Source organism: Metabacillus arenae, from assembly GCF_014773385.1.
GTDB classification, from domain to species: Bacteria; Bacillota; Bacilli; order Bacillales; family Bacillaceae; genus Metabacillus_D; species Metabacillus_D arenae.
The window spans coordinates 15,842-30,564 of record NZ_JACXAI010000001.1 but is presented as its reverse complement, the minus strand read 5'-3'; the positions used below and the strand labels follow the sequence as shown (position 1 = coordinate 30,564).

At 37.3% G+C, this 14,723-nt stretch carries 16 protein-coding genes and 1 pseudogene; 16 read left to right on the top strand and 1 reads right to left on the bottom strand.

The annotated features are described in order from the left end of the window. Positions 1–74 precede the first annotated feature (74 nt). Positions 75–209, bottom strand: a complete 135-nt coding sequence (locus IC621_RS00160) for a YpzI family protein (RefSeq protein WP_191154584.1) — start codon at positions 207–209, stop codon at positions 75–77. Between the two features lie 126 nt (positions 210–335). On the opposite strand from IC621_RS00160, the gene IC621_RS00155 reads away from it, so the two are divergent. The 16 genes and pseudogenes from IC621_RS00155 to IC621_RS00080 form a co-directional block, all read left to right on the top strand. Beyond that, a complete protein-coding gene (locus tag IC621_RS00155; RefSeq protein ID WP_191154582.1) occupies positions 336–935 on the top strand; it encodes a YphA family membrane protein in 600 nt (199 codons plus the stop codon). Position 936: 1 nt separating this feature from the next. After that, complete coding sequence (locus IC621_RS00150) at positions 937–1,830, top strand: YIEGIA family protein (RefSeq protein ID WP_191154580.1); 894 nt, start codon at positions 937–939, stop codon at positions 1,828–1,830. Next, positions 1,830–2,021 carry a capping complex subunit for YIEGIA gene (locus IC621_RS00145; protein WP_191154578.1) on the top strand — a complete coding sequence of 64 codons (192 nt, stop codon included), beginning with the start codon at positions 1,830–1,832 and terminating at the stop codon, positions 2,019–2,021. The genes IC621_RS00150 and IC621_RS00145 overlap by 1 nt, the downstream gene beginning before the upstream one ends. Positions 2,022–2,350: 329 nt before the next feature. After that, complete coding sequence (der, locus tag IC621_RS00140) at positions 2,351–3,661, top strand: ribosome biogenesis GTPase Der (protein ID WP_191154576.1); 1,311 nt, start codon at positions 2,351–2,353, stop codon at positions 3,659–3,661. Positions 3,662–3,674: 13 nt separating this feature from the next. Further along, positions 3,675–4,712 (top strand): NAD(P)H-dependent glycerol-3-phosphate dehydrogenase, encoded by a 1,038-nt coding sequence (locus IC621_RS00135; protein ID WP_191154574.1) that lies wholly within the window; start codon positions 3,675–3,677, stop codon positions 4,710–4,712. A gap of 456 nt (positions 4,713–5,168) precedes the next feature. Then, complete coding sequence (locus IC621_RS00130) at positions 5,169–5,372, top strand: DUF2768 domain-containing protein (protein WP_191154572.1); 204 nt, start codon at positions 5,169–5,171, stop codon at positions 5,370–5,372. A gap of 21 nt (positions 5,373–5,393) precedes the next feature. After that, a complete protein-coding gene (locus IC621_RS00125; RefSeq protein WP_191154570.1) occupies positions 5,394–6,116 on the top strand; it encodes a hypothetical protein in 723 nt (240 codons plus the stop codon). Between the two features lie 176 nt (positions 6,117–6,292). Continuing rightward, complete coding sequence (spoIVA, locus tag IC621_RS00120; RefSeq protein ID WP_191154568.1) at positions 6,293–7,771, top strand: stage IV sporulation protein A; 1,479 nt, start codon at positions 6,293–6,295, stop codon at positions 7,769–7,771. 503 nt (positions 7,772–8,274) lie between these two features. Further along, entirely contained in the window at positions 8,275–8,553 is a 279-nt protein-coding gene (gene hbs, locus IC621_RS00115; protein ID WP_191154567.1) for a non-specific DNA-binding protein Hbs, read from the top strand. Between the two features lie 518 nt (positions 8,554–9,071). After that, entirely contained in the window at positions 9,072–9,638 is a 567-nt protein-coding gene (gene folE / locus IC621_RS00110; protein WP_191154566.1) for a GTP cyclohydrolase I FolE, read from the top strand. A gap of 26 nt (positions 9,639–9,664) precedes the next feature. Continuing rightward, positions 9,665–9,898 carry a trp RNA-binding attenuation protein MtrB gene (mtrB, locus tag IC621_RS00105; RefSeq protein WP_191154565.1) on the top strand — a complete coding sequence of 78 codons (234 nt, stop codon included), beginning with the start codon at positions 9,665–9,667 and terminating at the stop codon, positions 9,896–9,898. Between the two features lie 685 nt (positions 9,899–10,583). After that, positions 10,584–11,363, top strand: a complete 780-nt coding sequence (locus tag IC621_RS00100) for a heptaprenyl diphosphate synthase component 1 (protein WP_191154564.1) — start codon at positions 10,584–10,586, stop codon at positions 11,361–11,363. A gap of 288 nt (positions 11,364–11,651) precedes the next feature. After that, complete coding sequence (locus IC621_RS00095; RefSeq protein WP_191154563.1) at positions 11,652–12,374, top strand: demethylmenaquinone methyltransferase; 723 nt, start codon at positions 11,652–11,654, stop codon at positions 12,372–12,374. A 10-nt stretch (positions 12,375–12,384) separates the two neighbouring features. Continuing rightward, on the top strand, positions 12,385–13,353 hold the full coding sequence (hepT, locus tag IC621_RS00090) for a heptaprenyl diphosphate synthase component II (RefSeq protein ID WP_191154562.1): 969 nt from the start codon (positions 12,385–12,387) through the stop codon (positions 13,351–13,353). A gap of 100 nt (positions 13,354–13,453) precedes the next feature. After that, entirely contained in the window at positions 13,454–13,903 is a 450-nt protein-coding gene (gene ndk, locus IC621_RS00085; protein WP_191155025.1) for a nucleoside-diphosphate kinase, read from the top strand. A gap of 491 nt (positions 13,904–14,394) precedes the next feature. Next, positions 14,395–14,622 (top strand): annotated as a pseudogene (locus IC621_RS00080) (CheR family methyltransferase); the annotation flags it as partial. Between the last annotated feature and the right edge of the window lie 101 nt (positions 14,623–14,723).

Here is a 14,723-nt window from a genome sequence, read left to right as displayed (position 1 = left end):
AACAACCTTTATGCGACAGCTCTCAATAATGCTTGCCGCTGATAGGCACTGCCTTGCGCTTTGTCCGTTCAATCTTATTGTTTAATTCGTTCATGAGTTGCTTCAGGACCTTCTAAAGTAGCTGCCCCTTTGTAATTAATTGATTGATCGCGATCAGATTCCACTCGCTTGCTTTTTTTTAATTTTTTCTCTTGTCTGTCCTTGCCCATGTCAATCCCTCCTTCTTCTTTATATTTTCAGCTGACCGCAATCCTTTCATTCCTGTATTTTTTTTCCTTGAAAAAGATTAAATTACATAGAACCTACCCATAATGGAAATAGTAGGAGGTAGGGATGTGGAAGGGACAATTTATTACTGGTTGATGTGGGCAGGATGGATTACGGCCACCTTTTTATTGAAAAAGAACAAACAAAGAACATTTATTTCCCTGTTTATTTTATTAAATATTATTGTGAGTCCTCATTTCGTTAAGATTCACTCTTTTTATGTAAATAGTTCTTATTTTTTATTCTTTTTCATTAGCTTAATCATTTTAAGTGCAGGGAAATATAGCAGGACGTTTAGAAACTTACTCCTTGGAACAGGGCTTTCATTCGGATATGCTGGCATTCTTTTATTTGAACTGTATGATCCAGTATGGTTTTTCATTGAATCAAAGTGGCTGTTATCATTTCTGATTGGCGGTTTTTGTATTTATTTTATGGAAAGCTTTTTTGCGAGAGTTTCCCTTTTTTACCTATCGATTTGTCAAGGGGAATTTCTGTTTTATTTAGTGATTTCAAAATTTCAGGGACGTTTAGAAGTAGGGGCTTTTCCTTTTTTGGATCTCGCAGCAGTTGGAAGCCTGTTCCTCTTTGCTTGGACAATGTATGAAACGATTGCCATCATGTTTGATCAGCAAATTCAAAAGACAACAAAGGAGAAACAAGGCTAAAATGAACGAATATGTTTATCCAATCATATTTGGTGTTGTAGTAGGAGTGGCAACACGGTTATTTATGTTAAAAACAGACTACAGGCAATATCCAACCTATTTGCATGGGAGAATTATTCATGTTGCGCTTGGGTTTATTGCTGCAGGCTTAGGTGCGATTGCAATCCCGGCAATTATGGAAGAAGAGTTTACTGCGATTACTTTTTTAACCTTGGCAGCAACACAATTTCGAGAAGTCCGCAATATGGAAAGAAATACGCTCACACAGCTGGATGGGTATGAATTAGTGTCAAGAGGGGCTACTTACATAGAAGGTATAGCGATTGCTTTTGAGAGCAGGAATTATATCGTTATTTTTAGCTCTCTTACTACGACATTGGTTTATCTATTAGTTAATTTTTGGGCTTCCCTAATCGTAGGAGTTGTTTTAATCATCCTTGCTATGAAACTGATGGCAGGAGGTACTTTGAAAGAAATAGTCGAGATTGAATATGCTGAGCTCCATTTTGAAGGGGCAGGACTATATGTTGACAATATATATATTATGAACATTGGGATTCCTGAAAAACAAGAGGCCGTTTTAAAATACGGAATGGGCTTCGTTTTAAAGCCTAAAACATTTAATGCCAGATCAACGATAGCAAATTTGGGCCAAAGACAGGCTATTCTACATGATGTCTCGACGGCTCTCGGCGTATTTAGGGACTCAGGGGAGCCATCGTTAATGCCGCTCGCAAAACGCGACCTGGATGATGGGAGGCTTGGAGTATTCGTCTTACCTCAAGAAAGCAACAAAGAAACTGCTATTCAAGTGATTGGTGAAACTCCAACACTTGAGAACGCAATTCGAATGCCAACTGAAATGAATGCGAATCAAAAAGGTGGGGTTAAATAATGAGCGGAGAAATTGAAAAATTCATATTGGCCATTATTACGACCAATCCTGCTAAAGCAGCTGGAGGGACTGCTATTTTTATATGCAAGGATAAAGATGAAATGGATTTCTATGCAAAAAACATGGAGGCTATCCTTGATGGAATTGCACACGGGATTGGTGAAGATTTATATGTGGTTGTAAAACATTAAGTTGTCAGATTCTCAGAAATTGATATAATAAATAAGTTGAACCCTTCTACCTTTTAATTAGAAGGGTTTCTTTCATAAGATATAATAAAGTATTAATGTGTTAAAAATCGTTTTCTTTGTCCAGCTCCAGCGCCAAGACGCCTGTGCTCACAAGACACGATTCAAAGAAAGGAAAAAGCGGATTGCGCATTTCGTTCTAATCGGATGCCTAGTAAAATGGACGGCTGAAGCATTGTAAAAATTTGAATATATAAACTGATGGAACTTACAATAGTTTACCTGAAAATTAAAACGCTACTTGACTGATAGTTTAGAAAGGGTTGTTGTATATGGCAAAGGCAGTAATAGCCATTGTAGGAAGACCAAATGTCGGGAAATCCACTATATTTAATCGGATTGTAGGGGAGAGAGTTTCGATTGTTGAGGATGTCCCAGGCGTCACAAGAGATCGGATCTATAGTAAAGGTGAATGGTTAACACATGAATTTAATGTTATCGATACAGGTGGAATTGACCTAGGGGACGAACCTTTTTTAGCCCAGATTCGCCATCAAGCTGAAATAGCGATAGATGAGGCTGATGTCATTATATTTATGACGAACGGTCGCGAAGGTGTCACTGCAGCTGATGAAGAAGTTGCGAAAATTTTATATCGTTCAAAAAAACCAGTAGTTTTAGCAGTAAATAAAGTTGATAATCCAGAAATGAGATCAGATATTTATGATTTTTATTCTCTTGGGTTTGGCGAACCGTTCCCAATCTCAGGAACACATGGTCTTGGCCTTGGGGACATGCTTGATGAAGCAGTTAAGCATTTTCCAGATGAGACTGGAGCAGACTATGGAGAGGATTTCATAAAATTCAGTCTGATAGGCAGACCAAACGTTGGAAAATCCTCACTTGTAAACGCGATGTTAGGAGAAGAACGTGTAATTGTCAGTGATATTGCTGGAACAACGAGAGATGCCATTGATACAACTCTAAAATATAATGGCCAAGAATTTGTCATTATTGATACGGCAGGGATGAGGAAAAAAGGCAAAGTGTATGAAACTACTGAGAAATACAGTGTTTTAAGAGCATTAAAAGCCATTGACCGTTCAGATGTAGTTCTGGTTGTGTTAGATGGAGAAGAGGGAATCATTGAGCAGGATAAACGTATTGCCGGTTATGCACATGAAGCAGGGAGAGCGGTAGTAATAGTCGTCAATAAATGGGATGCAGTAGAAAAAGATGAAAAGACAATGAAAGAATTTGAAACAAAAATCCGCGACCATTTTCAATTTCTTGACTACGCTCCAATTGTTTTTTTATCAGCTAAAACAAAGAAACGTATTCATACATTAATTCCTGAGATTGTAAAAGCAAGCAATAATCATTCAATGAGAGTAGAAACAGGGGTCTTAAATGACATTATTATGGATGCTGTTGCCATGAATCCTACTCCAACCAGTAATGGCAAACGTTTAAAAATTTTCTATACTACTCAAGTCGCTGTAAAGCCGCCTTCTTTTGTGGTGTTTGTAAACGAACCTGAATTATTGCACTTTTCATATGAGCGATTTTTAGAAAATCGGATACGCGACGCATTTGGTTTTGAAGGTACACCAATTAAAATATTTGCAAGAGCTAGAAAATAAAAGGGTGATTAAAATGGAAAAAATCACAATATTAGGAGCAGGAAGCTGGGGTACGGCTCTTGCCATAGTTTTAGCAGATAATGGTCACGATGTTAGGTTATGGGGACATCGAAAAGAGCTGATTGAAGAAATCAATAAAGAGCACAAAAACTCAAAATATTTGCCCGAAATTAATCTACCGAAAGAAATTAATGGATTTCATTCGCTTGAAGAGGCACTGATTGGTATTCAAACGATTGTCCTAGCCGTCCCTACTAAGGCTATTCGGGAAGTGCTTGGGCAAGTGTGTAAAGTAACGAATACACCGCTGACAGTCATACATGTAAGTAAAGGGATTGAGCCTGACACATTGCTCAGAATTTCAGAAATAATAAAAGATGAGATGCCAGAAGCTTTGTTAAAAGATGTAGTTGTATTGTCTGGACCAAGCCATGCAGAGGAAGTAAGCTTGCGGCACCCGACAACTGTTACAGTTTCTTCTGAAAGCATGGAGGCTTCTGAATATATTCAAGATTTATTTATGAACCAGCACTTCCGAGTTTATACAAACCCTGACGTCATTGGAGTTGAAATAGGAGGGGCTTTAAAAAATATTATCGCCCTTGCTGCTGGAATTACCGATGGGCTTGGGTATGGTGACAATGCAAAGGCAGCCCTCATTACAAGAGGCCTTGCGGAAATTGCCCGCCTTGGCAGTAAAATGGGAGGAAACCCATTAACATTTTCAGGTCTAACTGGGATTGGGGATTTAATTGTAACTTGTACAAGTGTTCATTCGAGAAACTGGCGTGCAGGCCATATGCTTGGAAAAGGCAAAAATTTGGATGAAGTTCTTGAAAGTATGGGAATGGTTGTGGAGGGTGTACGTACCACTAAAGCAGCCTATCAGCTGGCAAAAAAATACGATGTAAAAATGCCGATTACAAATGCATTATATGACGTTTTATTTAATGGAGTTGAAGCAAAGCAAGCTGTTGACTCGTTAATGGCTCGTGTTAAAACCCATGAGATGGAGGATCTTGTTAATATTACAGATCTTCCAAATTTGTAAATTCACCAACTATAGTGAGAGTGCATAATATATGGTGAATTTGCGAATGAAACTTTTCTTTAGCTAAGGAAAAGGTTTTATATGCATTCATGTGTTCAATGGCTTTTTTGCCAAAATTTTCAGTAGTTATCACATAGCTAGGCATTAGAGGATGCAAAATAATGATGATTCGCATACAATGCATCGTAGTCTATGAAGAGTAGTTGGTTACGACTGGGTAAAATTAGTTGATGCAAGACAAGTCGCTGAAGTAAAGTCTGCCCCCTCTTTACTTCAGTCTTTTTTTACATAAACCTTTAGCTTAAAAAGGTTGAATTTTGTATTTTACATATTAAAAAGTTCATAAAATCTCCATTTCCTTACCCTTGTAATCGGATACAGCCTTTCTATAAAATCAATATTAGGTTAGACAAGCTATTCAGACAAACTTTATGCAATGAAGAAGGAGGGAGAAAGATGAGTCCTGCCTTATTAAAAATGTGGATTGCCCTTGCTTCAATGGGATTTATGTTTATCGCGGTTATTTCTATTTATTTCAGCCGTTTTAAAATTAAAAATCAGATTTTTAAAACAATAGTTTCTATTATTGCCTATTTATTTATGATTCTAGCTGGGATCATTATCTTTTTTGTCGTATTTAGTGGTCCGGTTAATGAATAATAATGTTTAAAGGAAGATTTGATGAAGACAAAAGTATTTATACCTTTTCTATTATTTTTGCAGCTATTTTTATTATCAGGATGTTTGTATCCTCAAAAAGAATTGTCAAAAAATCAAATAGCTTATCAAGATCAATTAGATTCTGTTCAATCTGCAATAGAGCAATTTCAAAAGGATTCAAACGGGCTGCTGCCTATTAAAACTAGAGATATGAAAACCCCGCTTTATCAAAAATACCCGATCGATTTTACAAAGGTGGTTCCAAGATACATAGCAGAGCCTCCGGGCACAGCCTATGAAAATGGGGGGGTATATCTCTATGTCTTAACAGATGTTGAAGAGGATCCGACAGTAAAATTAATGGATGTTAGAATCTCTGAAAAGATACGAGATTTGAAAATGAATGTGATGGTGTATAGACAGAAGAACGGATACCCTCCTTACAAAGAACTTATCACGAATACTGTTTATACTCTTGACCATAAGAAGCTGGGGTTGGAAGAAGCTCCTCAAGTGAGAAGTCCAATTTCTGGTGAGCTTTTGCCGCTTGTTATTGATAACCAAGGTGAAGTATATGTGGACTATCGAATCGACTTGTTTAAGATAATCAAAAATAATAATCTTCAGTTGAAACAGGGTGAGGATATTCTCGATATTATTCCGGAAAATTCGCAATTTGTGCCTGCACATTCCCTTCCATATACCGTTAATGAAAAAAATGAACCAATCTTTTTAGAGAAATAGTCATGAACCCTTCTTTAGAGAATACACTCTACAGAAGGGTTTTTATCATTATTCATAATTAACTAAAATTTTTTAATAACCCTTGTCATAAATAAATAGGACAACATCATAAACATGTAATGTCCTATCATTTGAAAAACGGAATTTGAAAAGTTTGTTGATCGGGAGGGGATCACTTGGAAAAGGTAGATATTTTCAAGGATATCGCTGAACGAACGGGTGGCGATATATACCTGGGAGTAGTTGGCGCAGTAAGAACCGGTAAATCTACTTTTATTAAAAAGTTTATGGAACTGGTAGTTCTACCTAATATTGACAATGAAGCGGATAAAGCACGTGCTCAAGACGAGCTGCCCCAAAGTGCTGCAGGCAAAACAATAATGACAACAGAGCCAAAATTTGTCCCTAACCAGGCTGTGTCTGTACATGTTGGTGAAGGGCTTGATGTCAATATCCGTTTAGTTGATTGCGTAGGTTATACAGTACCGGGAGCAAAGGGCTATGAAGACGAAAACGGACCAAGGATGATTAATACTCCTTGGTATGAAGAACCGATTCCATTTCATGAAGCAGCAGAAATCGGTACAAGAAAAGTCATCACAGATCATTCAACAATCGGAGTTGTCATTGCAACGGATGGGTCAATTGGAGAAATTCCTAGAAGTGACTACGTAGAGGCAGAGGAAAGAGTCATAGAAGAGCTTAAAGAGGTTGGAAAACCTTTTATTATGGTCATTAATTCTGTCCATCCGCATCATCCTGAAACAGAAGCTCTTAGACAACAGCTAAGTGAGAAATATGATATCCCTGTTTTATCAATGAGTGTGGAAAGCATGAGGGAAACAGACGTTTTAAATGTTCTCAGGGAAGCACTTTATGAATTCCCTGTGCTTGAAGTAAATGTAAACCTTCCTAGCTGGGTCATGGTATTAAGGGAAAACCATTGGCTGAGAGAAAGCTATCAGGAAGCAGTGCAGGATACAGTGAAGGACATTAAACGGTTAAGAGATGTTGACAGAGTGGTTGGACAATTCAGTGAATATGACTTCATTGCCCAGGCAGGGCTTGCTGGTATTGAAATGGGTCAAGGGATTGCAGAAATTGATTTATATGCACCGGATGACTTATATGACCAAATCTTAAAAGAAGTGGTTGGAGTAGAGATCCGCGGAAAAGATCACCTGCTTCAGCTCATGCAGGACTTTGCCTTTGCAAAGGCTGAATATGATCAGGTAGCAGATGCCTTAAAGATGGTTAAACAAACTGGCTATGGCGTTGCTGCTCCTGCACTCGCAGATATGAGCTTAGATGAACCAGAGATTATCCGTCAAGGATCAAGGTTCGGGGTAAGACTAAAAGCGGTAGCCCCATCTATTCATATGATAAAAGTGGATGTAGAATCTGAATTTGCTCCGATTATCGGTACTGAAAAACAAAGTGAAGAACTTGTTCGTTATTTGATGCAGGATTTTGAGGATGATCCACTATCCATTTGGAACTCTGATATTTTTGGACGGTCTTTAAGTTCGATCGTACGTGAAGGTATTCAAGCAAAGCTGGGGCTTATGCCTGAAAACGCCCGTTACAAGTTGAAAGAAACGTTGGAAAGAATTATTAACGAAGGTTCTGGCGGCTTAATAGCCATTATCCTCTAAAAATAAAATAACAACGAAAACACCTTTCAATTTTGGAAGGTGTTTTTTTGGGGGGTAAGGGGTACCAGGTACCAAAGCTACCTAGTACCCAAATGGAACCTATACTAGTAAAATGATCTTTACATACATTCTGTTGGTTCATAATTTTTATCAAGGTTTATTCCAATATCGTAGTATAGTAACAGTGAAAATGTTAAGATTTTAGAATGTATGTTCTTTAATTATTCTGTAATCCTTGTAATATAAGGGATTAAACGGTTAATTTTCTTGCTATGCCCTAAAATCTATGTTAATCTACTTTATGAAATTCAATTGAGCATCACCAGGATAAATTAAAATCTTGAAAACGTGCTCGAAAATGATTGAATTATCACTAAATATCCGTTACTATAAGCGTGTCAACGGAAAAAGCTTATCTATTCATGTATAGAATAGGCACAATCTGTGAAGAAATGAAAGTAACAAACATTTTTACCAAACCCTCTTGGGAGGAGGTGAAAGGCATGAACAAGACAGAATTAATCAATGCGGTTGCTGAAGCAAGTGAATTGTCTAAAAAAGACGCAACAAAAGCAGTTGATGCTGTTTTTGATACAATTTTAGATGCACTAAAAGATGGTGACAAAGTTCAATTAATCGGTTTTGGTAACTTCGAGGTACGTGAGCGCGCTGCTCGTAAAGGACGTAACCCTCAAACAGGTGAAGAAATTGAGATTCCAGCAAGCAAAGTACCTGCTTTTAAACCAGGTAAAGCTCTTAAAGACGCTGTTGCTGGAAAGTAAAGAACATTTTTAGTGTATGACAATTAATCTTCATACATACACTTAATTTTCTTCACAGAAAGAGCCCCTTTTTTAGGGGCTTTTCCTTTGTCAGTTAAGCAAGTTTAAGTTCATGATTGTATTAACATGATAAAGAGCAGTATCATTTTCAAGCTCCAGCGCCTAGCCCGCCTGAGGTCACAAGTTAATCCTCCTGATAAGATAAAGACCAACCCTCCAGCCGGCTCATCTTATGCTTGTCGCCGAAAACTACGCATCTTGAACTTTTCTTTGGATTCAAAGTTTTTTCAATTCGATAACAGATGAAGTGAATTTCTTTATCTCGATCTAAAAGTCATGGGCACAAAGGTCATCATATGCTAATTTATCAAAAATACCGGTTTGTTATACAGGAATCAAAAGTGGAAGCCTTGCTGCTTTATTAAATAAAAATAGCGTTAGGCTACTTGTTCTTTGATTTCCAGCCTGTAATTGTGCTAAAATCTGAATCAAATGTACTTGCAATTGGAGGACCTCAGATGAAAAAAGTGAATATAGAACAAATTGAGCAAGCAGTTAGACAGATTTTAGAAGCTGTTGGCGAAGATCCTAATAGAGAAGGATTAATAGATACACCAAAAAGAGTTGCTAAAATGTATGCTGAAGTTTTTGCAGGATTAAACGAAGACCCGAAAGAGCATTTTCAAACGATTTTTGGAGAAGATCATGAAGAGCTTGTTCTAGTTAAAGATATACCTTTTTACTCCATGTGTGAACATCATCTTGTGCCATTCTATGGCAAAGCTCATGTTGCCTATATTCCACGAGGAGGAAAAGTAACTGGTCTAAGTAAACTTGCCAGGGCGGTAGATGCGGTTGCCAAAAGACCTCAATTACAAGAAAGAATTACCTCAACAATTGCTGACAGTATCCTTGAATCACTTGAACCCCATGGTGTCATGGTAATCGTTGAAGCAGAGCATATGTGTATGACAATGAGAGGAATAAAAAAACCAGGTGCAAAAACAGTTACTTCTGCTGTGAGAGGCATCTTTCAATCAAGCGATGCGGCAAGGTCAGAAGTGCTCTCCCTAATAAAAGACTAACTCCACCAGATGAGAAGGTGTTTCAAATGAATGAGAAAAATAATAAAAGTGATTATATTATCATAAAAGCTATTGAAGATGGTGTTAACGTAATTGGGCTCACGAGAGGGTCGGATACGCGTTTTCATCATTCAGAAAAGCTGGACAAAGGAGAAGTTATGATTGCTCAATTTACAGAGCATACTTCTGCAATTAAAATCCGAGGAAAAGCTCAAATACAATCAAGCTTTGGAGAAACGGAGAGCGATTCTAGAAAATAAGCAGGTGGCACCTGCTTTTCTTTTTGTGAGATCAGAAAGTTAAAGTTAATTAAAGTATTAACGTGTTAAAGTTGGCTATCGATGTCCAGCGCAGGCGCACAGGACGTCCTAGTGCCGGCAGGCATAAGGACGTGACGCCTTTGCCGGCCAGGCGCCATCAGCCCTTAGGTCATAAGCCAATTCACCCGAGAAGGTTAAAGAACAACCTTCCAGCCGGCTCGCCCGAATGCTTGTCGCCGAAGGACTAGCGCCCCTGAGCTTTTCTTTCCTGAATAAGAATAATAAAGGTAATGAAAAATTGAATTATTAAAGTAAGCATCACAATTAATTATACATAACATAACTTTTGCTCTATCATTTTTTATCCTACTAATACGATGTATGACATCAATCCTCAAGATTCTAAGGAAGCAAAGAAGATTGTTGAGAAGAAGATAACTGCCCGCTTGGGACACAGCTTGGAGAGCCATATCCAGTGGCATCGGGATAACAGCATTGAGATGAACTGAAGCTTACATTTTAAAAATGATTACTTTAAAGTAAGAAGTAGAAAAGCAAAGAATATTTCCTCATTAACTTGATTAAAAGTTATGATATAATATAGTTTGGCTATTTTCCTTTTTTGTCATTGCTAGCATTTTCGAATGAAATGAGATATTTTTGATTTTGGACAAGGGTGATTATTTTGCAAGACATCTATGGTACAATCGCAAATCTGAAGGAACAATTGAATGATAAGCTAACTCATCCTTTTTTAGTAAAAAACATAACAGCCCCTGTAATTGATGAAGATAAGCTGTTATTGTTTTATGCTTTATTTGAAGACATACAAATAGAGGAAGATAAAAAGAGTAAATATATCTTAACCGCTATGCTTGTTCAAATAGCCCTTGATACCCATGATGAAGTTTCTGTTAATCAGCTGAAGAAAATGGAACAGATGAAACAACGGCAATTGACTGTGTTAGCTGGTGATTATTTCAGCGGACTGTATTATGCGTTGTTATCAGAATTACAAGACATACCGATGATTCGAACGTTAGCAAAGGCAATAAAAGAAATTAATGAACACAAAATTCGCTTATATACTTTTTCTTCAAATGATATACAAGACTTATATAAAAGCATAACCATTGTTGAAACAGCTCTTTATAAACAAATCGCAAGACATTTTCAATCTACAAAGTGGGAAGATTTTATTATAAACTTTCTTTCCTTTAAACGTTTAATGAATGAAAAAAAGCGTTTGGAATCTGGATTATCTAACATAAATAAGACTTCACACCTCCATTTAAATAATAACCCTAAAATGGTTTGCGAACATTGTAACCGTTATTTTAAAGAAGCGGTATCTATATTAGAAAAAGGGATAGGCATCCATTCAACGATCGGAAATGTCTTTCATACTCGAATGCAGTCAATGTCATTATCTGCTGACTACATTTATCCCACTCTTAACGGGTAGTAACCTTCATCTACTTTCTTCCTATCGAAAAAGGTAGGTGGGGGTAAAATAGCTCTTAAGGGTCCGGAAAACGATCACAGACTAAGAGTGATGCTTTTGTCTATGTGACTAATATCCTGTGGACCTCAAAGGGCCGTTGTAGTCATCCCTGTATAGCGAACAAACCAATAGCAGCGGATAAGGAATTTAGGATAAATTCGCGGACGGCCTGCTTCAGGCGGATTCACAAGCTTATTTTTTCTCGCTGAATCCCAAATCATCATCAGACTGTGGAAGAAGGGTATTAAAATGCAGCAATCTAAGGAAGAAAGAGTACATTCTGTATTTGAAAAAATCTATAAAAATTATGATAAAATGAACTCTGTTATCAGTTTTCAACGACATATTGCATGGCGTAAGGAAACGATGAAAATCATGGACGTCCAAAAAGGTAAATCTGCACTGGATGTTTGTTGCGGAACAGCAGACTGGACCATTGCTTTAGCAGATGCAGTCGGTGAAAAAGGAAAGGTATCTGGCTTAGATTTTAGTCAAAATATGCTTAAAGTCGGTCAGGAGAAGGTAAAGGCTAAAAAGTATTCCCATATTGAATTAATTCACGGGAATGCCATGAGCCTCCCTTTTAAAGACAATTCATATGATTATGTAACAATTGGCTTTGGATTGCGTAATGTTCCTGATTATATGGCGGTATTAAAAGAAATGAATCGTGTTGTGAAGCCGGGAGGGAAGGTTGTATGTCTTGAAACTTCCCAGCCAACCATGCTTGGATTTAGACAGGCCTATCTTATCTATTTTAGATTTATTATGCCGCTTTTTGGAAAGATTTTTGCTAAAAGCTATGAAGAATATTCATGGCTGCAGGAGTCTGCACGAGATTTTCCTGGTATGAAGGAGCTTTCTGAAATGTTTAAACAGGCAGGAATGGAAAATGTACTATACAAGCCATTTAGTGGTGGTGTTGCTGCCATGCATTTAGGCTACAAATCGTTGGATGACAGAAAGCGGTAAGGTGAAGTAAATGAAATTTAAAGCCGTGTATTCTTTCTTGAATACAGATCTTGATATAATTGAAACAGAATTAGAAAAAACAGTTCGTTCCGATTTTCCCCTGCTTACGGAAGCTGGGCTTCATTTATTAAAAGCAGGCGGGAAACGAATTCGCCCAGTTTTTGTTTTGCTGTCAGGGATGTTTGGCGACTACAACATTCATAAAATAAAAAATGTGGCAGTGGCACTTGAGCTAATCCATATGGCTTCTTTAGTTCACGATGATGTAATAGACGATGCAGAACTTAGGAGAGGTCAGCCAACGATTAAAGCAAAATGGGACAATCGAATTGCCATGTATACTGGCGATTACCTATTTGCAAGATCACTTGAGTTGATTACTAACATCGAACGGCCTATAGCCCATCAAATTCTTTCTAAGGCAATGGTAGAATTGACATTAGGAGAAATTGAACAAGTAAAAGATAAATACAACTTTGACCAAAACCTTCGTACATATTTACGGAGAATAAAAAGAAAGACGGCGATGCTAATAGCTGTAAGCTGCCAGCTCGGAGGGGTAGCCGGCAACGCAGATGAACAAATTTGCAAAAAACTGTATTGGTTCGGATACTTTGTAGGGATGAGCTTTCAAATAATAGATGATATATTGGATTTTACTTCAACAGAAGAGGAGCTGGGAAAGCCGGTAGGAAGCGATCTTTTGCAAGGTAATATAACTTTGCCTGTACTTCTGGCGATGGAACAAGACCCAAGTATCCAGGAATTTTTGAATTTATTATCGAAAGAAACTGCCTCAATAAAGATGCTTGATCCTATTATCAATTCTGTTAAAAAGTACGGTGCAATTGATCGAGCTTCAGAAATTAGTGATTTATATTTGAAAAAAGCATTTGAAATTCTCGAAGAATTACCGAGAAATAGGGCCCGAATCGCTTTAGCTAATATTGCAAAATATATCGGAAAAAGAAAATTTTAATGAAATTTTTTACCCTCCATTGCCATTTTCTATAAAAAGTGTTACGATTCATGTGGGAATGAAAACCCATACATACATATTTCTTACGGGGTGGAGAATTATTATGCAGAAAACATTTTTAATGGTAAAACCTGATGGTGTACAACGTCAATTAATCGGAGAGATTGTTTCCAGGTTCGAGAGAAAAGGCTTGCATTTAGCTGGCGCTAAACTTATGACCATTTCACCAGAACTAGCACAGCAGCATTATGGAGAACATAAGGGCAAACCATTTTTTGAAGGTTTAGTTGAATTTATTACATCCGGCCCAGTTTTTGCTATGGTTTGGCAAGGGGAAAATGTAATTGAAATATCTAGACAAATGATGGGTAAAACCAACCCGAAGGATGCCCTGCCAGGAACCATTCGCGGTGATTATGGAGTGATTGTAGGGAAAAATATCATTCACGGATCTGACTCACCTGAAAGTGCAGAACGTGAAATCAATTTATTCTTTAATCAAGAAGAGCTTGTCGAATATAACAAATCAATGAATGAATGGATCTATTAAGAAACTTTCTGAACTAATAAAAAAGTCAGCACAAGCTGGCTTTTTTTGTTTTGCAAAAATGATAAATTTCTTCTGCCAGATCGTTTCTAGCATCAAAACATCTACAATTGTTTCAATTGTTCGATATAATAAGAAAAGTGCAAGTAGCTAATGCTGTCCCCGACAAGCATAAGATGCTCCTTCATTAAGGGCTGTGCTTGCTTAATTTTATAGGTTCAGAAATTTAAGTTAATTAAAGTATTAACGTGTTAAAGAGAATTGTTGTTGTCTAGCTGCAGCGCCTAGGCCGCCTGAGGTCACAAGCCAATCTTCAAAGAAAGGAAAAAACGCCTTTTTGTGAAGCTCGCCCGAGTGCTTGTCGCCGAAGGACTCGCGTCTTGCACTTTTCTTGCTATCTTATCGAAAATAATCAGGAGAGACTTTATGGATGATAACAGGATATTCATTGAACATGTCAAGCATAAATCTGGAATTGACCTTATCCTGAAAGGTCTATGCTAGAAGTACCGGCCGAAAGCAAACAAAAATATTTTATAATGGAAAAGGGGAAGCTACATAAGGTTGATGATCGAATAAAAAATTCGGTTGAATTTAAAAGACATAACCTATTAGCTGACCCGTTTGAGACACAATGTGATTTAATTATTTGCCGGAATGTTCTTATTTATTTTACTGAACAAGCAAAAGACCAAACCTATTATAATTTTAGTAGAGCATAAAAGCCTGGGGGAATTTTAATTGTTGGCAGTACTGAACAAATATTTCAAGCTGGGAAATATCAGCTTCAATCAATTAATCCATTTTTTTATCAAAAAGGAAT